This window comes from Luteibacter sp. UNCMF366Tsu5.1 (assembly GCF_900119235.1).
GTDB lineage: Bacteria > Pseudomonadota > Gammaproteobacteria > Xanthomonadales > Rhodanobacteraceae > Luteibacter > Luteibacter flocculans.
The window spans coordinates 926,457-951,124 of the sequence record NZ_FPIS01000002.1; the positions used below are offsets into that span (position 1 = coordinate 926,457).

At 65.0% G+C, this 24,668-nt stretch carries 24 protein-coding genes and 2 tRNA genes; 19 read left to right on the forward strand and 7 right to left on the reverse strand.

Annotated elements, in window-relative coordinates; genetic code table 11:
- Positions 1-7 precede the first annotated feature (7 nt).
- Entirely contained in the window at positions 8-940 is a 933-nt protein-coding gene (locus tag BT115_RS13255; protein WP_072323035.1) for a virB8 family protein, read from the reverse strand.
- 30 nt (positions 941-970) lie between these two features.
- Positions 971-1,525 (reverse strand): hypothetical protein, encoded by a 555-nt coding sequence (locus tag BT115_RS13260; RefSeq protein ID WP_072323036.1) that lies wholly within the window; start codon positions 1,523-1,525, stop codon positions 971-973.
- Positions 1,526-2,592: 1,067 nt separating this feature from the next.
- On the opposite strand from BT115_RS13260, the gene BT115_RS13265 reads away from it, so the two are divergent.
- The 8 genes from BT115_RS13265 (at position 2,593) to BT115_RS13300 (ending at position 9,352) form a co-directional block, all read left to right on the forward strand.
- Positions 2,593-3,102, forward strand: coding sequence for a CinA family protein (locus BT115_RS13265; protein WP_072323037.1), 510 nt, complete (start codon positions 2,593-2,595; stop codon positions 3,100-3,102).
- A 96-nt stretch (positions 3,103-3,198) separates the two neighbouring features.
- Positions 3,199-4,245, forward strand: a complete 1,047-nt coding sequence (gene recA / locus BT115_RS13270; RefSeq protein WP_072323038.1) for a recombinase RecA — start codon at positions 3,199-3,201, stop codon at positions 4,243-4,245.
- Complete coding sequence (locus tag BT115_RS13275; RefSeq protein ID WP_072323039.1) at positions 4,226-4,738, forward strand: regulatory protein RecX; 513 nt, start codon at positions 4,226-4,228, stop codon at positions 4,736-4,738. The genes recA and BT115_RS13275 overlap by 20 nt, the downstream gene beginning before the upstream one ends.
- Positions 4,739-4,809: 71 nt before the next feature.
- On the forward strand, positions 4,810-7,443 hold the full coding sequence (gene alaS, locus BT115_RS13280; RefSeq protein ID WP_072323040.1) for an alanine--tRNA ligase: 2,634 nt from the start codon (positions 4,810-4,812) through the stop codon (positions 7,441-7,443).
- Positions 7,444-7,745: 302 nt separating this feature from the next.
- Complete coding sequence (gene csrA, locus BT115_RS13285) at positions 7,746-7,943, forward strand: carbon storage regulator CsrA (protein WP_072323041.1); 198 nt, start codon at positions 7,746-7,748, stop codon at positions 7,941-7,943.
- Positions 7,944-8,015: 72 nt separating this feature from the next.
- A tRNA-Ser gene (locus BT115_RS13290) sits at positions 8,016-8,108 on the forward strand.
- Between the two features lie 210 nt (positions 8,109-8,318).
- Positions 8,319-8,777 carry a YybH family protein gene (locus tag BT115_RS13295; protein WP_177257415.1) on the forward strand — a complete coding sequence of 153 codons (459 nt, stop codon included), beginning with the start codon at positions 8,319-8,321 and terminating at the stop codon, positions 8,775-8,777.
- A 170-nt stretch (positions 8,778-8,947) separates the two neighbouring features.
- Positions 8,948-9,352 carry a globin gene (locus BT115_RS13300; RefSeq protein WP_083527451.1) on the forward strand — a complete coding sequence of 135 codons (405 nt, stop codon included), beginning with the start codon at positions 8,948-8,950 and terminating at the stop codon, positions 9,350-9,352.
- Positions 9,353-9,437: 85 nt separating this feature from the next.
- On the opposite strand, the gene BT115_RS13305 is transcribed toward BT115_RS13300, so the two are convergent.
- A tRNA-Pro gene (locus BT115_RS13305) sits at positions 9,438-9,514 on the reverse strand.
- A 150-nt stretch (positions 9,515-9,664) separates the two neighbouring features.
- Here BT115_RS13305 and hisS point away from each other — a divergent pair.
- Together hisS and BT115_RS13315 are read left to right on the forward strand one after the other, a co-directional pair.
- A complete protein-coding gene (gene hisS, locus BT115_RS13310) occupies positions 9,665-11,047 on the forward strand; it encodes a histidine--tRNA ligase (RefSeq protein ID WP_072323043.1) in 1,383 nt (460 codons plus the stop codon).
- A gap of 30 nt (positions 11,048-11,077) precedes the next feature.
- The gene (locus tag BT115_RS13315) at positions 11,078-12,973 is read left to right on the forward strand and encodes an HAL/PAL/TAL family ammonia-lyase (protein ID WP_072323044.1); all 1,896 of its coding nucleotides are present in this window, start codon (positions 11,078-11,080) and stop codon (positions 12,971-12,973) included.
- A gap of 8 nt (positions 12,974-12,981) precedes the next feature.
- Here BT115_RS13315 and BT115_RS13320 read toward each other — a convergent pair whose 3' ends face one another.
- Positions 12,982-13,695, reverse strand: a complete 714-nt coding sequence (locus BT115_RS13320; protein WP_072323045.1) for a response regulator — start codon at positions 13,693-13,695, stop codon at positions 12,982-12,984.
- Positions 13,696-13,845: 150 nt separating this feature from the next.
- Here BT115_RS13320 and BT115_RS13325 point away from each other — a divergent pair, with 150 nt between their 5' ends.
- From BT115_RS13325 to hisIE, 9 genes are read left to right on the forward strand one after another with little or no spacing between them, the layout of a single operon-like run.
- The gene (locus tag BT115_RS13325; RefSeq protein WP_072323046.1) at positions 13,846-14,163 is read left to right on the forward strand and encodes a YerC/YecD family TrpR-related protein; all 318 of its coding nucleotides are present in this window, start codon (positions 13,846-13,848) and stop codon (positions 14,161-14,163) included.
- A complete protein-coding gene (hisG, locus tag BT115_RS13330; RefSeq protein WP_072323047.1) occupies positions 14,160-15,053 on the forward strand; it encodes an ATP phosphoribosyltransferase in 894 nt (297 codons plus the stop codon). Before BT115_RS13325 ends, hisG begins: the two co-directional genes overlap by 4 nt.
- The gene (gene hisD, locus BT115_RS13335; RefSeq protein ID WP_072323048.1) at positions 15,050-16,357 is read left to right on the forward strand and encodes a histidinol dehydrogenase; all 1,308 of its coding nucleotides are present in this window, start codon (positions 15,050-15,052) and stop codon (positions 16,355-16,357) included. Before hisG ends, hisD begins: the two co-directional genes overlap by 4 nt.
- Positions 16,354-17,418: a histidinol-phosphate transaminase gene (gene hisC, locus BT115_RS13340; protein WP_072323049.1), complete on the forward strand. Its 1,065-nt coding sequence runs from the start codon at positions 16,354-16,356 to the stop codon at positions 17,416-17,418. The genes hisD and hisC overlap by 4 nt, the downstream gene beginning before the upstream one ends.
- Positions 17,415-18,479 (forward strand): bifunctional histidinol-phosphatase/imidazoleglycerol-phosphate dehydratase HisB, encoded by a 1,065-nt coding sequence (hisB, locus tag BT115_RS13345; protein WP_072323050.1) that lies wholly within the window; start codon positions 17,415-17,417, stop codon positions 18,477-18,479. Before hisC ends, hisB begins: the two co-directional genes overlap by 4 nt.
- Positions 18,479-19,069 carry an imidazole glycerol phosphate synthase subunit HisH gene (hisH, locus tag BT115_RS13350; protein WP_072323051.1) on the forward strand — a complete coding sequence of 197 codons (591 nt, stop codon included), beginning with the start codon at positions 18,479-18,481 and terminating at the stop codon, positions 19,067-19,069. Before hisB ends, hisH begins: the two co-directional genes overlap by 1 nt.
- Positions 19,066-19,818 carry a 1-(5-phosphoribosyl)-5-[(5-phosphoribosylamino)methylideneamino]imidazole-4-carboxamide isomerase gene (gene hisA / locus BT115_RS13355; RefSeq protein WP_072323052.1) on the forward strand — a complete coding sequence of 251 codons (753 nt, stop codon included), beginning with the start codon at positions 19,066-19,068 and terminating at the stop codon, positions 19,816-19,818. Before hisH ends, hisA begins: the two co-directional genes overlap by 4 nt.
- Positions 19,812-20,582: an imidazole glycerol phosphate synthase subunit HisF gene (gene hisF, locus BT115_RS13360; RefSeq protein ID WP_072323053.1), complete on the forward strand. Its 771-nt coding sequence runs from the start codon at positions 19,812-19,814 to the stop codon at positions 20,580-20,582. Before hisA ends, hisF begins: the two co-directional genes overlap by 7 nt.
- Complete coding sequence (gene hisIE, locus BT115_RS13365) at positions 20,579-21,202, forward strand: bifunctional phosphoribosyl-AMP cyclohydrolase/phosphoribosyl-ATP diphosphatase HisIE (RefSeq protein ID WP_072323054.1); 624 nt, start codon at positions 20,579-20,581, stop codon at positions 21,200-21,202. The genes hisF and hisIE overlap by 4 nt, the downstream gene beginning before the upstream one ends.
- Positions 21,203-21,245: 43 nt before the next feature.
- On the opposite strand, the gene BT115_RS13370 is transcribed toward hisIE, so the two are convergent.
- From BT115_RS13370 to BT115_RS13380, 3 genes are all read right to left on the reverse strand, one after another.
- Positions 21,246-22,772, reverse strand: coding sequence for a pseudouridine synthase (locus tag BT115_RS13370; RefSeq protein WP_072323055.1), 1,527 nt, complete (start codon positions 22,770-22,772; stop codon positions 21,246-21,248).
- Complete coding sequence (gene scpB, locus BT115_RS13375; protein WP_072323056.1) at positions 22,769-23,608, reverse strand: SMC-Scp complex subunit ScpB; 840 nt, start codon at positions 23,606-23,608, stop codon at positions 22,769-22,771. The genes BT115_RS13370 and scpB overlap by 4 nt, the downstream gene beginning before the upstream one ends.
- 102 nt (positions 23,609-23,710) lie before the next feature.
- Positions 23,711-24,517 carry a segregation and condensation protein A gene (locus BT115_RS13380; protein ID WP_218184758.1) on the reverse strand — a complete coding sequence of 269 codons (807 nt, stop codon included), beginning with the start codon at positions 24,515-24,517 and terminating at the stop codon, positions 23,711-23,713.
- Between the last annotated feature and the right edge of the window lie 151 nt (positions 24,518-24,668).

A 24,668-nucleotide genomic window follows, 5' to 3' on the forward strand; every position in this document is an offset into this window, starting at 1 on the left:
TGACGCATCATCGACGACGCCCTCCATTGGCGGCGTTCGGTTGGGTGGGGGCGGCTGCCTGCGGTGCGGCCGTCTGCGGAGACGTGTTGTTCATCGTTGCGTTGTCGACGGGAATGGGCGACTGAGGCATGGCCTCCATGGACGCCGGCTGCTGAGCGGGCGCGGCGGCCGCGGCAGGTGCCTGTGCTGCGGCAGGCGCCTCGCTTTCCGTCGGCGGCGGATCCGCATAATCGTTGTCCACGCGATAGTCGGTGACCTGGAATCCCAACGGGTTCTCGACGCGGTACTGGTCGTCCATCTTGAGATTCGGGTTGTACGTGAACGCGAGCGTCGCGATCTTGCTGTCGAGCGGCACGGTCTGGCCAGTCAGCTTGTTGTAGACGCTGCGCTGGAAACGTACGGTGGCACCCTTTGGCGTGGTGCCGTTTTCGCCACCAATGAAGATGATGCTGGAGATCTTCACGCGGACGGCGCGATCACGTCCGTACGTCTTGTAAGGCGCGTCAGGATTGGTCTGAGCGTGCAGATCCGTATAGGCCTTTGCGATCTTCGGCGTCGACATCGTCAATACCGTGGCCCAGTCACGCAGGTTGATCATGGTCACGTCGAACGATTCGCGAGCCAGGATGAAATGCGTGACGTTGCTACGATTGATCGCCTCGCTCGCCGTGATGCGCCGATTGACGACATCATCGGTAAGGCGCGTCACCGAACTCATGCCGGTATACGCGTCGGCAAGCACGATGTATGGCACCTTTTCCTTCAACGGCAGCATGTAGAAATAGCCGGCGGCGAGGATCAGCGAGAGCGAAATCGAGCAAAACGCCACCATCCACGCGCGACGTTCGCTGCGCTGGGCCAGGTCCGAAACCGTGGTTTCGAAATCGACCGATCGCGCTACCGCGGCATCGATCTTGGGAGATTGTTTCTTGTTGAACATCAAGTAGGCCTGGCGTGACTGTCGCGGTAATTACTGAGCACGAGACACGGGGGCCGCACCGGCGGAAGCCGCGTCGGTCGGTGCCTGTGCGAGAGGAGCTTTCGCTGCGACGGTCGGCTGCGAGCCGTGCGTATCAGCCGACGCGGTGGGCACCGGGGAGGCAGGCGTCGGGGGCACGATGGCAGCCGTTTCCTCGACCACAAGCTCCGGCCCGTTCGCTACGACCGTCACGCCTTGCGGCGCGAAGATCGCGCTGAGCTGTGATGCCGCGTCGCGTAGCTCGGACGTATGGATCTGCGCAGCCGATTTGGGCAGTGTGAAATCCGAACGCAGGCGATAGGAGAGCTTGGTTCCCGTATCGCTGGTCCAGCGCGTGAGCATGGTCTTCAGCGTGCCGTCCATCGGCGCGGCGTAATACGTGTACGGCACCGCCAGCGGAATCTCGACCGGCTTGTCGTCATAGCGGTTGACCGGCTTCCAGCGGCCGCCGAAATCCTTCGGGGCAGGCGTGCCGCATGCCGAAAGCGTGGCGGCCAGAACGGCCACCAGGAGTGTGGTGAGTTTGGGAGGCAGGGCAGTTTTCACGCTTGGCTCTTATTTTTGAAGGATGTGATTCGAGGACGACGGGCACGGCGCCACGTGCCTTGGCGAGGGCTGGCCGAATGCAATCGTTGTTTTTCTGGGGTCATTTGCCCGGGCGCATTCGTGCAACCCGGCGCGACGGCCAAGCGAGGCGTCGCACACAGGGACTTGCCACCGGGACTGCTACCTCGGCCCAACCGGCCGCGAGCGACATGCAATTCATCCATACAACATCCTGTAGGAGCGCTTCCGCGCCCTTGCACTACGTTCCAGCGAAGAATGGCCTAGCGGCGCCGGGTTGCGATCGTCGATCGCCTACCCGAAGTTGCGGCTAGCTGGCCTTGGATTCCCCACCCCTTTCACGGACCCTGTCCGCGGCGTAAAGGTAACGCAACAACGTTTTCTTGACCAGACGTTGAAGTGCCTGTTTCTGCGATGCTTGTCACACATTGTCGGCATGCAATGTGTATGAAACGTAACAGCTGCTTGACACACGTCGCTTGGCAAGTGTGGCGTGGCGCACGGTCCTGCGGCGTATGTCTACGTCTCGTGAAGGTTGCGCTTGTAACCATTGGCTCGCCCTTTTACGTCGTCCTGAAGCTGCCATCGCGTGATGTCATCCTTGCTACGTCGCTTTAATTGCGTGCTTCTCAAAGAACGCAGCGGGTTAGTGAGTCGGGAAATGGTGGCGTACCGTTGCACCGACGTCACGGCCTGCTGATCGAAGAGCGAAGTGCGTTAGCGCCAACGGACTTACCCGAACTCGCCCGTTCCGCAGCGTGGCGTTCGGTGCCGATGATCGTGGCTGTTCGCGACAACGCGTGCGCACAGCCCACTCACGGACGGAGCCGTTGGGTCATGTCTGTTCCTTGAAGAGTGCGGGGCCGTGGGGAGCGGCGCAAGGCAACTATAGGGGTCGCTTCGCAGCAATCTATAGTTGCGATATTAGCGTGACGTCCGCGAGGCGGGCAAGCGCCTTGCCGCAGTGATTCGTAGCGCCCGTCATGCTGCCCAGCGTCGACAGCCGCGATCGCCGGGAGTAGAAATGCTCTCTTTGACCGGGAGCCCCGATGGATGCCGCAGTGATTCCTTCCGATGCCGAACTGATGGCGCTGGCAGGGGAGGTTGCCGCCGCAGCGATCGAGCGGCGGGTGATGGTGGCGACGGCCGAGTCATGCACCGGTGGTTGGATCGCGAAGACGCTCACGGACCTGGCGGGAAGCTCCGCATGGTTCGAGGCGGGCGTCGTGACCTACAGCTACAGCGCGAAAGAGGCGCTGCTCGGCGTCAACCCGCGCACCCTAGAGAGGACAGGCGCCGTCAGCGAGGAGACGGTGCTGGAGATGGTTTCCGGCGCGCTCGCGCGGTACGGCGCCGGTGTGGCGGTGGCGGTCACGGGCATTGCCGGCCCCTCTGGCGGCACGCCGGACAAGCCCGTGGGCACCGTGTGGATCGGCTGGAAGCGGCGTGGGGGCTATGCCCACGCGCAGGTCCACCATTTCGACGGGGATCGCGAAGCCGTGCGGCGGCAGACCGTTGCCGCGGCGCTTGCTGGAATGACCGCCGAGCTCAAGGCTTGAACCGGCCGGCTATGGCAAACTTGGCGATTGCGGATCGCAGTCCCTGAGACCACGGTCGGGCAAGATGCATCCCTACACACGAGACCGGAATTCACGATGGACGACAACAAGCGCAAGGCGCTGGCGAGTGCCCTAGGCCAGATCGAAAAGCAGTTCGGCAAGGGTGCGGTGATGCGTCTGGGCGATCGCGTCGACGACCAGATCGACACCGTGTCGACCGGTTCGCTCGGCCTCGACATTGCCCTGGGCATTGGCGGCCTGCCGCGCGGCCGTATCGTCGAGATCTATGGCCCGGAATCGTCGGGCAAGACCACGCTCACGCTGCAGGCCATTGCGTCCTGCCAGCGCGCTGGTGGTACCGCGGCCTTCGTCGACGCCGAGCACGCGCTCGACCCGAGCTACGCCGAGAAGCTGGGCGTCAACGTCGCCGACCTCCTGGTCAGCCAGCCGGACACCGGTGAACAGGCCCTCGAAATCGCCGACATGCTGGTGCGCTCGGGCGCCGTCGACATGGTGGTGGTCGACTCGGTGGCGGCGCTTACGCCGAAGGCCGAAATCGAAGGTGAGATGGGCGATTCTCACGTGGGCCTGCATGCCCGCCTGATGAGCCAGGCGCTGCGCAAGCTCACCGCCAACATCAAGAAATCCAACTGCCTGGTCATCTTCATCAACCAGATCCGCATGAAGATCGGCGTGATGTTCGGCAGCCCGGAGACGACCACCGGCGGCAATGCGTTGAAGTTCTACGCGTCCGTCCGCCTCGACATTCGTCGCATCGGTGCGGTGAAGAAGGGCGAGGAAGTCATCGGCTCCGAGACCCGCGTCAAGGTGGTGAAGAACAAGGTGGCGCCGCCGTTCCGTCAGACCGAGTTCGAGATCCTCTACGGCGAGGGCACTTCGCGCGAAGGCGAGATCATCGAGCTGGGCGTGCGGGAGAACCTGATCGACAAGTCCGGCGCCTGGTACAGCTACAAGGGCGACCGCATCGGCCAGGGCAAGGAAAACGTCCGCCAGTTCCTCCGCGACAACCCGGCCATTACCAACGAGATCGACGCCCAGCTGCGTGATCGCCTGCTGGTGAAGCCCGGTAGCGGCACGTCCAAGGCCAGCGACACCGAGCAGGATGCGCTCGAGGAAGTCTGAGCCCGGCACGGGTGGGCGCGGCACCAAGGCCGAACGTCCCACCCGCACCGCGTACGACAAGGCGCTCGGGCTTCTCGCCCGGCGCGAACACTCCCGCCGCGAACTCAAGCAGAAGCTTGATCGCGGCGGTTTTGCGCGTGACGAAGCCTCGGCCGCGATCGAGCGCCTGGGTGACCAGGGCTACCAGGACGACGATCGCTTCGCTGAGGCGCTGATTCGCAGCCGCGTGGGTCAGGGCTACGGCCCGGCCCGCATCCGGGCCGAACTACGCAGCCAGGGCATCAGTGACGCCGTGTTGCGCCGATTGCTCGATGCGGTCGACGTGGATTGGGACGATCTCGCCGCCAGCCAGCTGCGGCGGCGCTATGGCGGACCCACGGCCGACCCCGCGGAACGGCAGCGTCGGGCGCAATTCCTCTTGCGTCGCGGCTTCGCCGCCGCCACAGTACGTGTTCTTACCCACGCCGATGCGGAAGACGCCGACGACGACTGAAGGCAACGAGCCTTGATTCTGGACGGAGCGTCCCCGCGATACGCCTCGCAGCTCCGAAGCCACGATCGCTCATGAAAACAGCCGAAATCCGTTCGACCTTCCTCGAGTTCTTCCGGTCCAAGGACCACACCATCGTGCCGTCGGCATCGCTGGTGCCGTCGAACGATCCCACGTTGCTGTTCACCAACTCGGGCATGGTGCCCTTCAAGAACGTGTTTCTCGGCAGCGAGAAGCCCGGCTACGTGCGCGCGGCGGACGTGCAGCGCTGCCTTCGGGCCGGCGGAAAGCACAACGATCTGGACGCGGTGGGTTATACCGCCCGTCATCACACGTTCTTCGAAATGCTCGGCAACTGGTCGTTTGGCGACTACTTCAAGCGCGACGCCATTCGCTATGCATGGGAACTCCTCACGGCGGTCTACAATCTGCCGACCGAACGCCTGTGGGTCACGGTGTACCACACCGATGACGAGGCCTACGACATCTGGCACAAGGAGATGGGCGTGCCTGCCGAGCGCATCGTGCGCATCGGCGACAACAAGGGCGCGCCTTTTGCGTCCGACAATTTCTGGCAGATGGCGGACACCGGCCCGTGTGGTCCGTGCACGGAAATCTTCTACGACCACGGTCCGGACGTTGCTGGCGGCCCCCCGGGTTCGCCCGACGAGGACGGCGATCGCTACATCGAGATCTGGAATCTGGTCTTCATGCAGTTCGATCGCGCGCCGGACGGCACGCTGACGCCGCTGCCGGCGCCGTGTGTCGATACGGGCATGGGCCTCGAGCGTCTCGCTGCCGTGCTTCAGCACGTGCATTCCAACTACGAGATCGACCTGTTCGCGCACCTGATTGCCGAAGCGGGCCGTCTCACCGGCACGGCCGATTTGTCGAACAAGTCGTTGCGCGTCATCGCCGACCATATCCGTGCCTGCTCGTTCCTGATCGTCGATGGCGTACTGCCGTCCAACGAGGGGCGCGGCTACGTGCTTCGCCGCATCATCCGTCGCGCCCTGCGGCATGGTTGGATGCTCGGCGTGCGTGGCGATTTCTTCTGGAAGATGGTGGCGCCGCTCGTGGCCGAGATGGGCGACGCCTATCCCGAGATCGCCGCCAAGCGTGCGTTCGTCGAGCAGGCGCTGAAGACCGAGGAAGAGCGCTTCGGCGAAACCCTCGAGCACGGCATGCGCCTGTTCGACGATGTCGCCGCCAAGTCGGGGCAGATCATTCCCGGTGTGGATGCTTTCCGTCTTTACGACACCTACGGCTTCCCGGTCGATCTCACGGCCGATATCGCGCGCGAGCGTGGCATGACGGTCGACATGGAAGGCTTCGAGCAGGCCATGGGTGAGCAGCGCGCACGCGCGCGTGCGGCCAGCAACTTCGCAACCAAGGCGCAGCTTCCGGCAGAGGTCGCCAGCGCCTTGTCGCCGACGATCTTCACCGGCTATGAACATCTCGATCTTGCCGACGCGAAGGTGGTCGCCATCGTCCGCGAAGGCAAGGCGGTGGATGCGCTCGCCGATGGTGAGGAGGCTTTCGTGCTGCTCGATCGCACCCCGTTCTATGCCGAGTCCGGTGGGCAGGTCGGCGACACGGGCATGCTGCGCAATCCGTCCGGTGCATTCGCCGTGGCGGATACACAGAAGGTCGGCGGAGCTTTCTTCGCGCACTTCGGTAGCTGGCAAGGTTCCGCGCCGCTGACCAAGGGTGCCGTCGTTGGTGCCTCGGTCGACGCGGCCCAGCGTCAGGCCACGGTGCTGAATCATTCGGCCACCCATTTGCTGCACGCAGCCTTGCGCACCGTGCTGGGCGATCACGTCGCACAGAAGGGCTCGCTGGTCGCGCCGGAACGGCTGCGTTTCGACTTCTCCCACTTCAAGGCCGTCACGCCCGAAGAACTGGCGCAGGTCGAGCGTATGGTCAACGACGAGATCCGCCGCAATCAGCAGGCCGAGATTCACCACATGGGCTACGACGACGCCTTGGCATTCGGTGCCGTCGCTCTGTTCGGCGAGAAGTACGGTGCCGAGGTGCGCGTACTGAAGATGGGCGATTTCTCTACCGAACTCTGCGGCGGTACGCACGTCTCGCGCACCGGCGATATCGGCTTGTTCAAGATCGTTTCGGAATCCGGCGTCGCCGCGGGCGTTCGACGCATCGAAGCCGTGACCGGCGCGGGCGCCATGGCGCGCGTAGCCGACGAGGAGCGCATCCTGAGCGAGGTCTCCGGGTTGCTGGCTGCGACGGGCGACGACGTTGTCGAGAAGCTTCGCCAGCTCTTCGATCGGCAGAAGAAACTCGAAAGAGAGGTCGAATCGTACAAGGCCAAGGCAGCCAGTTCGGCGTCCGCGGATCTGGCTGGTTCGGCGGTCGAGGTGGCCGGTATCAAGGTCGTTGCGGCACGGCTCGAAGGTCTCGATGCCAAGTCGCTGCGCGACAGCATGGATGTTCTTAAGCAACAACTAAGCAACTGCGTCGTGATCCTCGCCGGCGCAGTCGATGGTCGCGTATCCCTGGTGGCAGGCGTCGGCGGCACAGCGCTGGGCAAGGTCAAGGCTGGCGATCTCGTTGCGGAAGTGGCGTCCCATATCGAGGGCAAGGGCGGTGGCCGCCCGGATATGGCGCAGGGCGGCGGCCTCGATAGCCCGGCGCTTGCGACTGTCCTGGCAGGCATTCCTGCCTGGGTGGAGGCCCGCCTGCGCTGAACGGCAGGTGGCCGGATAGACGTCGGTATGTTGTAAACGCGTCCCTGTGCACGCATTCACAGCCTCGTGCGTTGCGTACCCCGGTTTGGCTCGGCTAGTATCAGCCGAATGTCGAACCGCATCCTTCGACATCGATCCTTCGGGTCGAGATGGCAGGACAGCTAGTCAGCGACACACACAACTAGAGCCGGGGAAGGCAATCGGCCTTCGATGGTCGAAACGTCGATCCATTGACGGCAAGCACTCGGGGTGAGGTTGTCGTTGGTGGGGAAGCCAATACCTGATTTTATGGAGTATCAATCATGCTGATTCTGACCCGCCGGGTCGGTGAAACCCTGATGATCGGCGACGAGGTGACCGTCACCGTTCTGGGTGTGAAGGGTAACCAGGTGCGCATCGGCATCAATGCACCGAAAAACGTTGCGGTCCACCGCGAAGAGATTTACCAGCGCATCAAGAACGAGAATGACCCGGCCGGCCATTCCGGGGACGACCAGTAAAGTCTTTACGGCCGCGGCAAGGGCAAGTATCCTTGCTGGCTCGTTAGGGCACGGTCCTCGACGAACGATCACGGAGAGTTGCCCGAGAGGCCGAAGGGGCTCCCCTGCTAAGGGAGTATAGGGTCAAAAGCCTTATCGAGGGTTCGAATCCCTCACTCTCCGCCAGACACAGAAAAGCCCTGACTCGTCGGGGTTTTTTTGTGCCCGGCGACGGGGCGTATTGGCGCTGCGTGAGACGTCTAGACCGCGGTCGTACCTCGTAGCCGTAACGGTTCGGTCGGGTAAGTGGGCCAGAGGCCATCAGGCGTTGGCATCGGCAACCGATTAGTGGTTTCCTCAGCCGACCCGCCACGGAGCCGCCTCATGAAGCTTGCCTTGCTCTTCGCCACGCTCTTTCTAGCCGCCGCGCCTTCCTTTGCGGAAGACGCCCCGAAGGCGCAGATCCAACAGGTCGTCGACCGGTTCCAGGCGGCCATCAAGGCCCACGACGGTCAGGCCCTCGGCACCCTGTTCCTGCCCGATAGCAAGGCGTGGATCATGGCCATGGGGGAGTCGACCTATCAAAAGATGCGTCAGAAACATCCCGATGCGACTCCCTTCAAGAGCGGTACCTGGCAGGAATTCGTCGCCTACGTCGGCAGTACCAAGGACCCCATCGAAGAGCGGTTTCACAACGTGCGTATCGATACGGACGGCACCGTTGCATCCGTCTACTTCGACTTCGAGTTTCTTACGGACGGAAAGGTCGACAATCGCGGCGCAGAAACGTGGCAAATGCTGCGCACGCCAGACGGATGGAAGATCGTCGCGATGCTGTATTCATCCAACTTCTGAAGTCCTGTGACTACCGCCTAGGCACCGGCACGCAGTCATCTTCCGGCAAGCGGGCAGGCGTTCCCCTGCCCAGCCTGCTGACGCGCGATATCCGCTCAGAAATTGACCGAGCGCAAATGCTGGCGGGGAACTCGGCGCTACTTTCGTCGCTTTCAGCGACTGGGGCCGCCATGTCCATCGGTTATGACGATCTGCACACGAGCTACGGGCGTTGCCTGCGCTCGCGCGGTTTCATCGAGCGCTTCTACGAAATCCTCCTCGCCCGCGATCCACGCATTCCGCCGCTTTTCGAGAAAACCGACTTCCAGAAGCAGCACATGGCCCTCCGTCGCGGCATCAGCCTGGCGATCTCATGGGCCGCGGGAGACGGTATGGCGCAGCGTCCCGTCGATGAAATGATTCGCGTCCATGCACGCCTGGGCAGGGCGCCGGTAATTCCGGAGTTCCACGACCATTGGCTTGAAAGCCTTTTGCAGGCCGTGCGCGAGCGCGACGATCAGCTCACGCCCGAACTGGAAGCTCGCTGGCGCGAAGCCATGGGTAAGGTCACACACGCGTTTGCCGTCGCCTTCTGAGCAAGGCTAGATACCGGGGCAACGAAAAGGCCCGCTTTTGAGGGCGGGCCTTTCATCGTCGAATGACGAAACTACTCGAATTTATTGGTCGGGGAGACAGGATTCGAACCTGCGACTTCTACGTCCCGAACGTAGCGCTCTACCAGGCTGAGCTACACCCCGACGGGAGCCGCGTATATTAGCCGTGGGTCGGTGCCTTGGCAACAGGTCTTCGCATCTTTTTTACGTGGGCGGCGGGGTGGCCCTGGCCATCTGCTAATCTATGCGGCTGCCGCGTGGCGGCGTCCGTAAGCCTGTCCGAAGAGGAATTGCATGGCACTCACCCCGGCCCGCACCATGCCCGGTGTCCTCGAGCTCCTGCCGCTCGATCAGATCGCCTTCCAGCGCATGTTGGATACGATTCGTCGCAATTACGAGCGCTTCGGCTTCCTGCCGATCGAGACCCCGGTCATCGAGTACAGCGACGTGTTGCTGACCAAGACCGGTGGCGAGACGGAGCGGCAGGTGTATTTCGTGCAGTCGACCGGCTCGCTGGGCGCGGCCGAGAAGGGCGAGGTGCCTGAGCTGGCGCTGCGCTTCGACCTCACGGTGCCGCTGGCGCGCTATGTCGCGGAGCACGAGCACGACCTCAGCTTCCCCTTCCGTCGCTACCAGATGCAGCGCGTCTATCGTGGCGAGCGGGCGCAGCGCGGTCGCTTCCGCGAGTTCTACCAGTGCGACATCGACGTCATCGGCAAGGATTCGCTTTCGGTTCGCTATGACGCCGAGATTCCGGCGGTGATCTACAGCGTCTTCCGTGAGTTGAACATCGGCGCGTTCACCATCCACCTCAACAACCGCAAGTTGATGCGCGGTTACTTCGAGAACCTGGATATTGCCGACGCCACGCAGCAGATGCTCGTGTTGCGCGAGGTCGACAAGCTCGACAAGCGTGGACCGGACTACGTACGCGATACCCTGACCGGCGACGCGTTCGGTCTCGCGGCTGACGTAGCCGACAAGATCCTTGCCTTCGTGCAGGTGCGTTCGACGTCGGTGGACGACGCATTCGCGAAGCTCGATGCGCTGGGCACCGGTTCGGAAGCGTTCGAGCAGGGCAGGGCGGAACTGAAGGAAGTGCTCGCGATGATCCGTGACTTCGGCGTGCCGGAGACGCACTTTGCGCTCAACCTGTCCATCGCGCGCGGTCTCGACTACTACACCGGCACCGTCTACGAAACCACGTTGAACGAACATCCCGGGATCGGTTCGATCTGTTCGGGTGGTCGCTACGAGAACCTGGCCGGCCAGTACACCAAGTCGCATCTGCCGGGCGTGGGTATCTCCATCGGTCTGACTCGTCTTTATTGGCAGCTTCGCGATGCGGGCCTCGTGTCCACGGCGCAGAGCACGGTGGATGTGCTGGTCACGCAGATGGATGCCGCGCAGATGCCGACATATCTCGCGGTGGCCTCGGAACTGCGCAGTGCGGGCATCGCCACGGAGGTGGTGCTCGACGGCGGCAAGCTGGGCAAGCAGTTCAAGTACGCCGATCGCGCCGGCATCCGTTTCGTCGTGGTGCTTGGCGAAGACGAAATTGCCAAGGGCGTGGTCACGGTGAAGGACCTGCGCCGCGAAGACCAGTTCGAGGTGCCACGCGCCGACCTCGTAAAGACACTTCGCGTCGAACTGGCCCAGGCCGAAATCGGTCGCTGAATCCTCCCACCGCATCCCACGGCGCTTCCCATGACCAGCAGCATTCTTCTCGACGGGCGTAGCCTCACGCGCGCCCAGGTCGCCGCCATCGCTCGCCAGGGCGCCTCGATTCGACTCGACGAGGCGCAGCTGGTGAAAGTGAAGCGCGCTGCCGACTTTCTCGCGGAAAAGGTCGGCGGTGGGGAGCCGATCTATGGCGTTACGACCGGCTTCGGCAGCAACGCCGACAAGCTGCTCGGTGCGCACCGCGTGCGCGACGAACTGCCTGGCGGCAATCCGGAGCCGCGCGACGGAAGCCTGCTCGAAGAACTGCAGCACAACCTGATCATCACCCATGCGGTCTGCGTCGGTAAGCCGTTCTCCATCGACGTCGTACGCGCCATGCTGGCCATCCGCGTAAACACGCTGATGCGCGGGCATTCGGGCATTCGCGTGGAAACCCTGCGCGCGCTGGCCGAACTGCTCAACCGTGACGTGATCCCGGTCATTCCGGAAAAGGGCTCGGTAGGCGCCAGCGGCGATCTCGCGCCGTTGTCGCATCTGGCCATTGTGCTGCTCGGTGGTGGCGAGGCCTTCTACAAGGGTGAGCGCATGCCGGGCGGCAAGGCGCTCGCGGCAGCGGGTCTCCAGCCGGTGCGGCTCTCCTTCAAGGAGGGTCTGGCATTGAACAACGGTACGACGCAGATGCTCGCCACCGGCGTGCTCGCGCTCGACACGATGGACATGCTGATCCGCACGGCCGACCTGGCTGCCGCGATGACCCTCGACGCCTTCGCCGGTCGCACCGGCGCCTATGCGGAAGAGGTGCATGCGTTGCGTCCGCACCCCGGGCAGGTCGCCGCTGCGCAGAACATCCGTGGTTTGCTGGAAGGCTCCACCCTCGCCGACATTGCGTACCACATGGTGCCGCGCTTCCGCCCGTGGTTGGCCGATGCATGGGCCGAACCGAGCGAGCAGGCCTACCGTTTCGACATCGGCTGGGACTGGGTGCCCGCCACACAGCGCCACGGCAAGGAAGCGTTCTACTCGCGGTTCCTCCCGTTCAAGGGTGGCAAGAAGCACCAGCCGCAGGACGCCTACTGCCTGCGCTGCGCTCCACAGGTCCACGGTGCGGTGCGCGATGCCTGGGAACAGGCTTGCCGCGTGTTCGACGTTGAACTCAACGCCGTGACCGACAATCCGCTCGTGTTCCCCGATGCCGAGAACGCCGAGGTCATCGAGGATCAGGTGATTTCCGCCGGGCATTTCCACGGCATGCCGTTGGCCCTGGCGATGAGTTACGTCAAGGCATCGATTCCGGTGCTCGCCTCGATCTCCGAACGGCGCACCGCGAAGCTGGTCGATCCCGCCAACAACGATGGCCTGCCTGCGTTCCTGATCGGCAACGAGGACGCCACGGACTCGGGCTTCATGATCGTGCAGTACACGGCGGCAGCGCTCGTGAACGATCTCGCCACGCGTGCCCATCCCGCATCCGTGTACTCGGTGCCGACGAGCGCCAATGCGGAAGACCACGTATCCATGGGTGCGAACGAGGCGCGTCACGTGCTGGAAATGACGGAAGACCTCGGCCACGTGCTTGCCATGGAGTTGTACACGGCAGCGCAGGCCCTGGAATACCGGCAGGACATGCTCAACGCCGCGCGTGCGCTTGCGCACCGGGGTGACTGGCAGGCGCTGGCCGCGAAGGTTTCCGGTGCACCGCGCACCGACTCGCCGCATTACCCGCTATTCGAGCGCGAAGTGCGTGCACTCATGGACGCGCTGGCATCCGCGGACGATTTCCATGGCGGTGTGGCCGTGCGCCAAGCCCTGGCGACGCTGCGCGACCATGTGGCTTTCATGCAGCGCGATCGTGCGATGGACGGCGACGTACGCGCGGTGTGCGATCTCGTCGCATCGGGCCGTCTCGTCGCCGAGGGCTGAAGCTGCGACTACGGCGCTCTCGATTCGCCGCGGAAGAAGCGGATGCCGCCGGTCGCCTCATTGGAGGGCGTCCAGTCGTCACCCGTGCCGGCGTTCACGTCGGCCAGGTACTGATAGAGCTGGGCGTCGTTCACGAGACCCAGCTTCGCCATGGCCGAGCGCTTCTGCCTGCTGATGGTCTTGAAGCTGCGCCCCATGAGCGCGGCAATGTCCGATAACGAGTGCCCCTTCGCATAGGCTCGCAAGACCTCGATCTCCCGCGGGGATAGCCGCGTGGCGAGTTCTTCCGGACCCGTAGCGCAATCCACCTCCTGGAACAGCCGGCGAATGCCCGGACTGAGATAGGAGCGCCCGACATCGGCGGCATGCACGGCGACCGGGATGTCCCGAAGATTGGTGCGCTTGTCGAAAATGGCGGCCACGCCCATGTCGAGCAGGCCGCGCAGGATCGCCGGATTGGAGAGCATCGTCAGCACCACGATGCCGATGTCCGGCCGCACCGCACGAATGCGTCGGATCATCGGCATGCCGTCGGGCTGGTCGCCCTCCGGCATGGAGTAATCGGTGATGACGACGTCGCAAGGGTGGTCGGCGAGGGCGTCGAACAGGGCATCGGTATCGTGGGCGCGGGCGACCACGTCGTAGCGATGCGCCTTGAGGATGGTCTCGACCCCCGCAACGACGACCGGGTGATCGTCGGCGATGATCACGGTGCTCGGCATGGTAGAGCTCATGGGCGGTGGAATGGCGCCATGGTGGCGAGGGCCGGGGCCGAAATATATGGAAGAAAGGCGCAATCACGTGTCAGCGCTTGCCTTCATGCAGTCAGCGGGCTACGATGACTTATCGTATTAACGCGTTAGTACATTAACATGAAGCGACGCTCCATCGATCCGGAAACGCCAGCGGATTCCGCCGAGACCAGCCTCTGCGAAGCCTTGGCGGCGCTTTCCACCGTGGAAGAAATGCGCGCATTTCTTCATGACCTGTGTACCCCCGCCGAGATCGAGGTGATGGTGGATCGCTGGCGGGTGGTGCCGCACCTGCTGGAGGGGCGCTCGTATCGGGAGATTCACGAGCGCACGTCGGTCAGCATCACCACCATCGGTCGAGTGGCCCGGTACCTCAATCAGGGCAACGGCGGGTATATGGCTGCCGCGGCGCGCCGCAACCTGGGAGGTAACGCATGAAGCCGCGTGATCGACTCCGTATCGCCATGCAGAAATCCGGCCGCCTCACCGAGCCGGCGCAGGAGCTGCTCGCTCGCTGCGGTCTGAAATTCCGGCAGAGCCGCGACAAGCTGTTCTGCTTCGGCGAAGGCGAGCCCGTGGACTTGCTCCTCGTCCGCGACGACGACATCCCGGGTCTGATCGCCGAAGGCGTCTGCGATCTGGGCATCGTGGGTCGCAATGTGCTCCGGGAGTTCCAGCTATCGAATCCCGAACTGGGCGAGGGTCTCGACGCATTGCGTTCGCTCGGCTTCGGCCACTGCCGCCTGTCCATTGCGGTGCCGCAGGAAGATGCCTATGAAGGGCCGGCGCAATTGGCGGGGCAGCGCATCGCCACGTCGTATCCGGGCCTGCTGGGCGAATGGTTGCGTACGCATGGTGTCGAGGCCAAGGTCGTCATGCTCGCGGGCTCCGTCGAGATTGCGCCGCGCCTCGGCACGGCAGACGCCATCTGCGACCTCGTCTCCAGCGGCGCCACGCTGGTTGCCAATCAGTTGCGTGAGGCGGCGGTGGTCATCGAGAGCGAAGCCGTGCTGGCAGGTCGCCGCGAGTTGCCGGCCGACGAGCGCGGTGAGATCGCCGAACTGCTGCTGCGTCGCCTTGACGGCGTGATCCAGGTGCGCGATTCGCGCCTGATCCTCATGCAGGCGCCGCGCGATGCGCTCGCGGCCATCACGCGTTTGTTGCCCGGCAGTCCGGTACCGACGCTCACCCCCGTGGACGGCGCGCCCGATCATGTCGTGTTGCAGGCGCTGTGCGCAGGCTCGGTGAGCTGGCGGCAGTTGGAAGACATGAAACGTGCCGGTGCCCGCGACATGCTGGTGCTGCCAGTGGAGAAGATGCTGGCATGAAACGGATCGATTGGAAGACTCTCGACGAGGCAGGCCGCGAGGCAGCGCTTGCGCGTCCGGCTCAATCGCGCGCGGCGGAACTTCGCAGCGGCGTCGAGGCCATCATCGCAGCGGTACGTCGCGGCGGCGATGCCACCTTGCGTGAACTCACCGCCCGCTACGATCGCGTCGCGCTCGAAGACCTCGCTGTGAGCGAGGACGAATTCGCCGCCGCAGAAGCGCGCTTGCCCCCCGAACTCAAGGCGGCGATTCGCGAGGCCGCGGGACGTGTGGAAACCTTCCACCGCGCCGCCGCGCCGGGCCCCGTCGCCGTCGACACCGCACCGGGCGTGCGTGTCGAACGCGTGCTGCGTCCGATCGGTCGTGTCGGCCTCTATGTGCCTGCTGGCGGTGCGCCACTGCCATCCACCGCGATCATGCTGGGTGTGCCGGCCGCCATCGCCGGATGCCGAGAGGTCGTGCTGTGTACCCCCGTGCAGGCCAACGGTCGCTGCGACGATGCCGTGCTGTTCGCCGCGAAAGCCACGGGCGTGCACCGGGTCTTCAAGCTCGGCGGCGCGCAGGCCATCGCCGCCATGGCCTATGGCACCGCGTCTGTACCCCGCTGCGACAAGTTGTTCGGCCCTGGCAACGCCTGGGTCACGGAGGCGAAGCTGCAGGTCGCGGGCGATCCCGAAGGCGCCGCGATCGATATGCCGGCTGGCCCGTCGGAGGTGCTGGTGATCGCCGATGCCGACGCCGAGCCCGTCTTCGTCGCCGCCGATCTGCTTTCGCAAGCCGAGCATGGTCCGGATTCGCAGGTGCTGCTTGTGAGCCCCTCGGCGGACCTGCTCGATCGCGTCGAACACGAGGTAGAGCGTCAACGCGCTGCGCTGCCGCGTGCTGCCGTGGCCGCCGATGCGCTTGCCAACAGTCGCCTCGTGCTCGTCACCGACGTGCCGGAGGCGGTAGAGGTCAGCAATCGTTATGCACCCGAGCACCTGATCGTGCAGACCGCGGAGCCTCGCGCTTTGTTGGATCAGGTGACCTCGGCAGGCTCCGTCTTCCTCGGCCCATGGACGCCCGAGTCGCTCGGCGACTACTGCAGCGGCAGCAACCACGTGTTGCCGACCTACGGCTACGCCCGGAGCTACAGCGGCGTGTCGGTCGCCAGCTTCCAGAAACAGGTGACGGTGCAGGAAGCCACGGCCGCTGGGCTGCGTGCGATCGGCCCCTGTGCCGCCATTCTCGCGGAAGCGGAGCAACTGGAAGCACATCGGCGTGCGGTCACTTTGCGTCTCGCTGCCCTGGATAACGCCGCATGAGCGTCCTCGATCTTGCTCGTCCCGACATCCGCTCCCTGGCGCCGTATTCGAGCGCGCGCATGGAGGCACAAGGCGGCACCGTGCTGCTCAATGCCAACGAATCCTCGCGCCCGCCGAACGTTCCCGGCGGAGAAGGCCTGAATCGCTATCCCGATCCGCAGCCGCGGGTGCTGGTGGAAACGCTGGCCGAGTTGTATGGCAGCACGGCGGATCGGTTGCTGGTCACGCGTGGCAGCGACGAGGCCATCGACTTGCTCGTTCGGGCCTTCTGTCGTGCCGGCCAAGATGCCGTGGTCGTCTCGCCGCCGACGTTCGGCATGTACGCCGTCTGCGCTCGCATCCAGGGCGCATCGGTGATCGAGTCGCCGCTCCAGCCCTCGGGCGCGCTGGACGCCGACGCGCTGCTTGCGGCCGTGACGCCGACCACGAAACTGGTCTTCGTCTGCACGCCGAACAATCCCACCGGCAATCTGGTGCCGCGCGATGTCCTCGTCCACCTCGCCAGCGCGCTCGCCGACCGCGCCATTCTGGTGGTCGACGAAGCCTATGCGGAGTTCAGTGGCGCCCCAAGCGAGGTAACGCTGATCGACGAGTACGACAATGTTGCCGTGCTGCGCACGTTGTCGAAGGCGTGGTCACTGGCGGGTGCCCGCGTCGGTACGCTCGTCGCGCGCGCGGAGGTGATCGGCCTGCTGCGGCGGATCATTCCTCCCTATCCGTTGCCCTCGCCATGCGTGGATGCCGCGCTCGGCGCGCTTTCGTACGAAGGACGCCGCCTGCAACGTCATCACGTGCAGGAAGTGCTCGGCGAGCGCGCCCGCATGTTGGTGGAACTGTCGCGGGTTCCGGGCGTACGCGAGGTGCTTCCGTCGCACGCGAACTTCCTCGCCGTGCGTTTCGACGACGCAGCGGGCACCTATCGGCGCTTGCTGGCCGCAGGTGTGGTGGTCCGTGACATCACTCGCTATCCGGGCCTCGGTGACGCCTTGCGTATCACCGTCGGCACGGGAAACGAGAACGATCGCGTGCTTGCGGTGCTGCGGGCAGGAGCCGCTGCATGAGCCGGAAAATCCTCTTCATCGATCGTGACGGCTGCCTCATCGAGGAGCCCGCCGACGAACAGATCGACAGTTACGACAAACTCGCGCTCTTGCCGGGCGTGATAGCCGCCTTGCAACGTTGTGTCGGTGCAGGCTACGAACTGGTCATGGTCACCAACCAGGACGGCTTGGGCACGCCGTCGTTTCCGCAGGAGGCATTCGACGGGCCGCACGCGCTGCTGCTGCGTATTCTTTCATCGCAGGGCATCGTATTTCGCGAGCAATTGATCGACCGCAGCTTTCCGCACGAGCAGCGCGATACCCGAAAGCCCGCTACGGGGCTGGCGCGTCACTGGCTGGCCGACGATAGCTGGAGCCGTACGCAGTCCGCCATGATCGGCGATCGCGAATCGGACATGGTATTTGCCGCCAACATGGGTGTCCGTGGGCTACGTGTGGGCCGTGACGGCATGAGCTGGAGCGAGGTCGCCCACCAGTTGCTCGATGCGCCGCGCACAGCAGAGGTGATGCGCAAGACGCGCGAGACGTCGATTCGCGTTGCCGTCGATCTGGATCGCGTCGCCGATCCTGTCGCCCAGACCGGACTGCGCTTTTTCGATCACATGCTCGAGCAGATCGGCAAGCACGGTGGCTTCGCGCTCGAATTACGCTGTGACGGCGACACCGACGTCGACGAACATCACACCATCGAGGACTGCGCGCTGGCGTTGGGTCAGGCACTGCGCCAGGCGCTCGGTGACAAGCGCGGCATCGGTCGTTACGGTTTCGCCCTGCCCATGGACGAGAGCGCGGCACGCGCAGAACTGGACCTCTCGGGCCGTCCGTATTTCGTCTTCGACGGTCACTTCCCGCGCGAGCGGGTCGGTGACGTGCCCACCGAACTCGTGCCGCATTTCTTCCGATCCCTGTGCGAGACGCTCGGCGCCAACCTGCATCTTTCGGTGCATGGCGAGAACGCGCATCACATGGTGGAGGGCTGCTTCAAGGCAGTCGCACGTTGCCTGCGCCAGGCCATCCGACGGGAAGGCGAGGAACTGCCGAGCACGAAGGGGAGCCTCTGATGAGCGTGGTTCTCGTCGATGCCGGTGGTACCAATATCGGTTCGGTGCGTTATGCGTTGCAGCGCCTGGGTGCCGACGCCGAGCTCACGTCGGATGCCGATCGCATTCGTTCGGCGCGGCACGTCATCCTGCCGGGTGTCGGGGCCGCGGGTCCTGGCATGCGCATGCTGCGCGAGGCCGGCTTGGTCGACGTTCTGCGCGGACTGACCCAGCCCGTGCTTGGTGTGTGCCTCGGCATGCAATTGCTTTGCGAGCGCTCCGACGAGGGCGACACCGAGTGCCTCGGCGTGATTCCTGCGAGCGTGCGTCACATGGCTGGCGGACCCGGACTGCGCATTCCGCACATGGGCTGGAACGGCCTGCGTGTGACCCGGTCGCATCCGCTCGTGGATGGGCTTCGCGATGACGACAGTGCGTACTTCGTGCACAGCTATGCCGTTCCCGACGGCGACTATGCACTGGCGACCAGCGACCACGGCCAGCCGTTCGCTGCGGTGATTGCCTCGGGCAACTTCATGGGCATGCAATTCCACCCCGAGCGTTCGGCGTGCGTGGGTGCACAACTCCTGCAGAATTTTCTCTCGCTATGACACTTCCCATTCCCGCCATCGACCTGCGCGGCGGCCAGGTCGTCCGCCTCTACCAGGGCGACTACGCGCAGCAGACGACCTTCGCCTTCGCGCCCGATGTCCTGGCCGCGCGTTATGCCGACGAAGGTGCCACCTGGTTGCACGTGGTCGATCTCGATGGCGCGCGTTCCGGCCAGTTCGAGAACCTCGCCACGATCGCCGCCATCGCTTCGGCAGGGCGGTTGCGCGTACAGGCCGGCGGCGGCATTCGCGACGAGGCCAGCGTGCGTCGCCTGCTCGATGCCGGCGTCGAACGCGTGGTGGTCGGCAGCATGGCGATACGCGAACCGAAGACGGTAGCGGAGTGGATCGCCCGGCTTGGTCCGGAGCGCATCGTACTTGCCCTGGATACGCGTTTTCGCGATGGCACCTGGACGCTGCCCAGCGCCGGCTGGACGGCCGACGAGGCGAACACGCTCGATGATCTGTTGCCGTGGTACGAAGCGGGGGGCGCCAAGCATGTGCTTTGCACCGACATCGATCGCGACGGCACCATGACCGGCCCCAACCGTGCGTTGTATCGTCACCTCGCCGCGCTGGCGCCCGCGATGGCGATTCAGGCATCGGGTGGCGTGCGCTCGCTCGACGACGTCGCTGCGCTGACGCTTCAGGGCGTGGCCGGGGTCATTCTCGGTCGGTCGCTGCTGGAGGGGGCCTTCACGCTACCCGATGCATTTGGCGTTGCTGCGAAGGCAGGTGCCACATGTTGAGCCGTCGTATCGTGCCTTGCCTCGACGTGCGCGACGGTCAGGTGGTGAAGGGCGTACGTTTCCGCGATCACGTCGTGGTCGGTGAGATCGTGGAGCTCGCCTTGCGCTATCGCGACGAAGGCGCGGACGAGCTCGTGTTCTACGACATCACGGCAAGCCCGGAAGGGCGTCGGGTCGATCGCGACTGGGTGGAACGCGTGGCGCGGGAGATCGACATTCCGTTCTGCGTTGCCGGCGGCATTCGTAGCGTCGACGATGCGCGCGAGGTCCTGCATGCGGGCGCGGACAAGGTGTCGATCAATTCGCCTGCGCTGGAGCGTCCCGCGCTGGTGCGAGAGATCGCGGACGCGTTCGGTGTGCAATGCGTCGTCGTTGGCGTGGACAGTCTGCGTGACGACGACGGTGAGTGGCGTGTGCGGCAATACACGGGAGATCCTTCGCGTACGCGCGCGCTCGGCAAGCGCACGCTGGACTGGATCGAGGAAGTCCAGCAGTTGGGTGCCGGTGAGATCGTACTCAATTGCATGGGAACCGACGGTGTGCGCCGTGGCTACGACATCGCGCAGCTCAAGGCGGCGCGTGCGGTGACGGATGTGCCACTGGTCGCGTCCGGTGGTGCCGGCAGCGAGCAGCACTTCGTCGATGTGTTCCGCCAGGCGGACGTGGACGCCGCGCTCGCGGCGAGCGTGTTCCACACCGGCGAGATCGGCATTCCCGAGTTGAAGCGCCAATTGAAGGCGGAAGGTATCGAGGTGAGGACATGAGCGACGGACAAGCCGATTTCGCGAAGGGTGGCGGCCTGCTGCCGGCCATCGTGCAACATGCGCGCACCGGCGAAGTGTTGATGCTGGGCTATATGGACGAGGCTGCACTGGCGGCGACGCGCGAGGACGGGCGCGTCACATTCTTCAGTCGCAGCAAGGGGCGCTTGTGGACGAAAGGCGAGACCTCGGGCAACACGCTGACGACCGTTGACGTGCGCCTGGATTGCGATGCCGACACGATTCTCGTGCGTGCGCTGCCCGCCGGTCCCACCTGCCACAACGGAACATCGAGCTGCTTTGGCGACGACGTGGCGCCAAAGCTCGGCTTCCTCGCCGAATTGGACGCACTCGTGGCCGAGCGTCACGCGCAGCGCCCGCAGGGAAGCTACACGACGACGTTGTTCGATGGCGGTATGCGGCGCATCGCCCAGAAAGTGGGCGAGGAGGGTGTGGAGACGGCGCTGGCCGTGGTCGCCGAGGATGACGACGCGCTGGTCGGCGAAGCCGCAGACCTGGTGTTCCACCTCATGGTGGCCTTGCGTGCACGGGGCATCGGTTTCGATGCCGTCGCCGCGAAACTTGCGTCACGCCATGCGACGGCACGCATGACCTCGTCCTGAGGCATCGCCGGCACGCAGGACGTGCCGGCGTTTTACCGATCGATCAGCGGTTGCCGCTGCGGTTGCCGCCACCGCCACCGTTGCCACCACGATTGCCGCCACCCGGGCGACCCCCACGATTGCCACCGGGACGCGGACCGCCGCCGGCACGGTTGCCACCGCCGCCGGGACCGCCGCTGCGATTGCCGCCCGCACTCGGACCGCCTGCACGGTTGCCGCCGCCCGGACGACCGCCGCGATTGCCACCGCCGTCGAAGCGAGCGCCGGGAGCGCGATTGCCCTCGGCACGGCCCGGACCCTGGCCCATCGGACGATTACCGCCGCCCGCGCCGGGACGACCGCCCGGACGACCACCGCGATTGCCGGTGGTGTTGCCCGTGTTGCCCGCCGCGTTGCCCGCACCGGTGCGGGAATCGCCAGCGAACCACGTGCGGATGGACGGAAGCTCCTGACCCGGCGCGACGCGGCGCGACTTGCGCTGACCGCCACCACCACCACCCCGTTCCGGACGAGCGACGTTGCCATTCACTTCCCGGCGCGGCGCGCCCGGCTGACCGCCGCCGCCGGCACGTCCGCCGCGACCGCCACGGCCACCACGCGGGTTGTCGTCGCGGATGCGATCGAAGGCGGTGAGTTCGCGAGCTTCGTCGTGCCGCGCGGAACTCCAGGCACCCGTGGTGCGCGTGTCCGGGCGGTACTCGGTCACGTGGCGCGGCGCGCGGCGCTGGTGCACCACGGCGCTGAGCGTGAGGACGGGGGCGGGCGCACCGAGACCGGCACGCTCACGGAGGTCCTTGATGGCCGTTTCGTCGAGCGACTCGCAGTCGCCGCGGCGCAGCGCGCGCGGCAGTTCCACGGTGCCATAGCGGATGCGCTTCAGGCGGCTGACCAGGAAGCCCTGCGAATCCCACAGGCGGCGAACCTCTCGGTTGCGCCCCTCACGGATCGTGACGCGGAACCAGCTATGGCTGCCGCCGCGGCTGATGATGGCGATCTCGTCGAAGCGGGCCGGACCGTCTTCCAGCTCCACGCCGGCCTTGAGCCGTTCGATGACTTCGTCCGGCACCTCGCCGTGCACGCGGCAGAGGTATTCACGCTCCAGGCCGCTCTTCGGGTGCATCAGCGCGTTGGCCAGCTCGCCGTCGGTGGTCAGCAGGAGCAGGCCGGTGGTGTTGATGTCGAGGCGACCCACGGCGACCCAGCGCGCACCCTTGAGGCGCGGCAGCTGTTCGAACACGGTGGGGCGGCCTTCGGTGTCCTCGCGGGTGGTCACCACGCCTTCCGGCTTGTGGTAGACGAGCACTTCGGCGTCGTTGCGGTTGTCGGTGGCGACGACGAACTGCTTGCCGTCGATGGTCACGCGGTCGCCGGCATGGACACTGGCGCCGATCGCGACGACGGTGCCGTTGACTTCGACCTCGCCGGCCTGGATGCGCTGTTCGAGCATCCGACGCGAGCCGAGTCCGGCATTGGCGAGCACCTTGTGCAGGCGCTCTTCGAGTTGGGGGGCGCTGTCGGTGCTGTCGCCGCCGCGCTTAAGGGTGAGCAGGGATCGCTGGGGCGCATTCATGCGCGTGACTCCTCGGTGTCTTTCTCGGCGTCGTCTTGATCGTCGCCTACGGGATTCTCTGCCTCGTCGGCAGTGGGGGAAGCCGCGGCGACGTCGTCGCCGGCAGGCAGCTCGTTCGCCGCTTCGACCGTGTTGCCCTCGATGGGCGCGGTCTCGGTGGCGTTGTCTTCGACCGTCGTGGGCCTTGCCACGACATCATCGGTGTCTTCGGGGTTCACGGGGCTTTCGCCGCCGTCTTCATCGGGCATCGCCACGTGGGCGGTGACCGGTTCCGCGGCGCCATCGAGACGCATCTGCGGGTTCAATTCGTCGAGGTCGCGGATCTCGGAAAGCGGGGGTAGGGCGTCCAGCGACTTCAGGTTGAAGTAATCGAGGAAGGTGCGCGTGGTGCCGAACAGTGCCGGTTTGCCGGGTACGTCGCGGTATCCCACGATACGAATCCACTCACGTTCTTCCAGCGTCTTGATGATGTTGGAGGAAACGACCACGCCACGAATCTGTTCGATCTCGGGGCGGGTAATGGGTTGCCGGTAGGCGATCAGTGCCAGGGTTTCGAGCAGGGCGCGCGAGTATCGGCTCGGTTTCTCCGCCCACATCCGCGACACCCAGCCATGTACCTCGCGTCTCACCTGGTAGCGCCAGCCGGAGGCGACCTCCACCAGTTCGACCCCGCGCCCCTCGCAGTCCGCGGCCAGCGCCGTCAGGGCTGCCGTCATGTCGTCCGTGCCAACCTCGTCTTCCTCGCCGAAAATCGCCTTCAGTTGCGCGATCGTCATCGGCTGGGTGGAGGCGAGCAACGCCGCTTCCACGATGGGTTTGAGTTGTTCGAGATCCATAGGCCTCAAGGTGTGCCGCGCCTTTCACGCGCGGATCGGTTTCGTGCGCGGGAGCGGCCGCTGACGCGACGTCCCCCGTTCGTTGGCCCCTTGTAAGGGCCGTCAGGCGAGCGCTTCTTCCTGCGCTGCCTCCGTGTGTACCTTTGTCTTCAGGTAGATCGGCCCCAGGGTTTCTTCCTGGACGATCTCCACGAGCATTTCCTTCGCCAGTTCGAGCATCGCCAGAAAGGTGACCACCACGCCGAGCCGACCTTCGGTAACGTCGAACAGTGTCTCGAACCGACGGAACCCGCCACCTTCGCTCAGGATGCCGAGCAGATCGCCCATGCGCTGGCGCACGCTGAGCGGTTCGCGCTGGATCGCATGGTGCGTGAACAGATCGGCCCGGTTCAGCACATCCTTGAGCGCGAGCAGCAGTTCCTTGAGGTCCAGCGGGGGCGGTACGCGTACCACGTTGTGCTCACCCACGAAGGCGTGGACCACGGTGGTGTCGCGTTCCAGGCGCGGCAGCTCGTCGATATCCGCCGCGGCCTTCTTGAAGCGTTCGTACTCCTGCAACCGACGGACCAGTTCGGCACGCGGATCCTCTTCCAGGCCTTCTTCCGCTGGCGGCCTGGGGAGCAGCAGCCTGGACTTGATCTCCGCAAGGATCGCGGCCATCAGCAGGTATTCCGCCGCCAGCTCCAGGCGCATCACCTCTCGCATCATCTCGATGTAATCCATGTACTGCCGGGTGATCTCGGCGACGGGGATATCGAGAATGTCGAGGTTCTGCCGACGAATCAGGTACAGCAGCAGGTCCAGCGGTCCTTCGAACGATTCCAGAATGACTTCAAGCGCGTCCGGCGGGATGTACAGGTCCTGCGGCATCTGCAGCACCGGTTGCCCGCGCACCAGCGCGAGAGGCATTTCCTGCTGCTGCGGAATGCCCGCGAAGGCATCCTGAGATTTTTCGACCGCCTGGACTTCGGTTGTCTCGTTAGTCATCGGCACACGTCAGAAGGGTCGCGGGTGCGACCGGGAACGCAACAATCGATGCCGTCCGGCGGCTACACCGCCA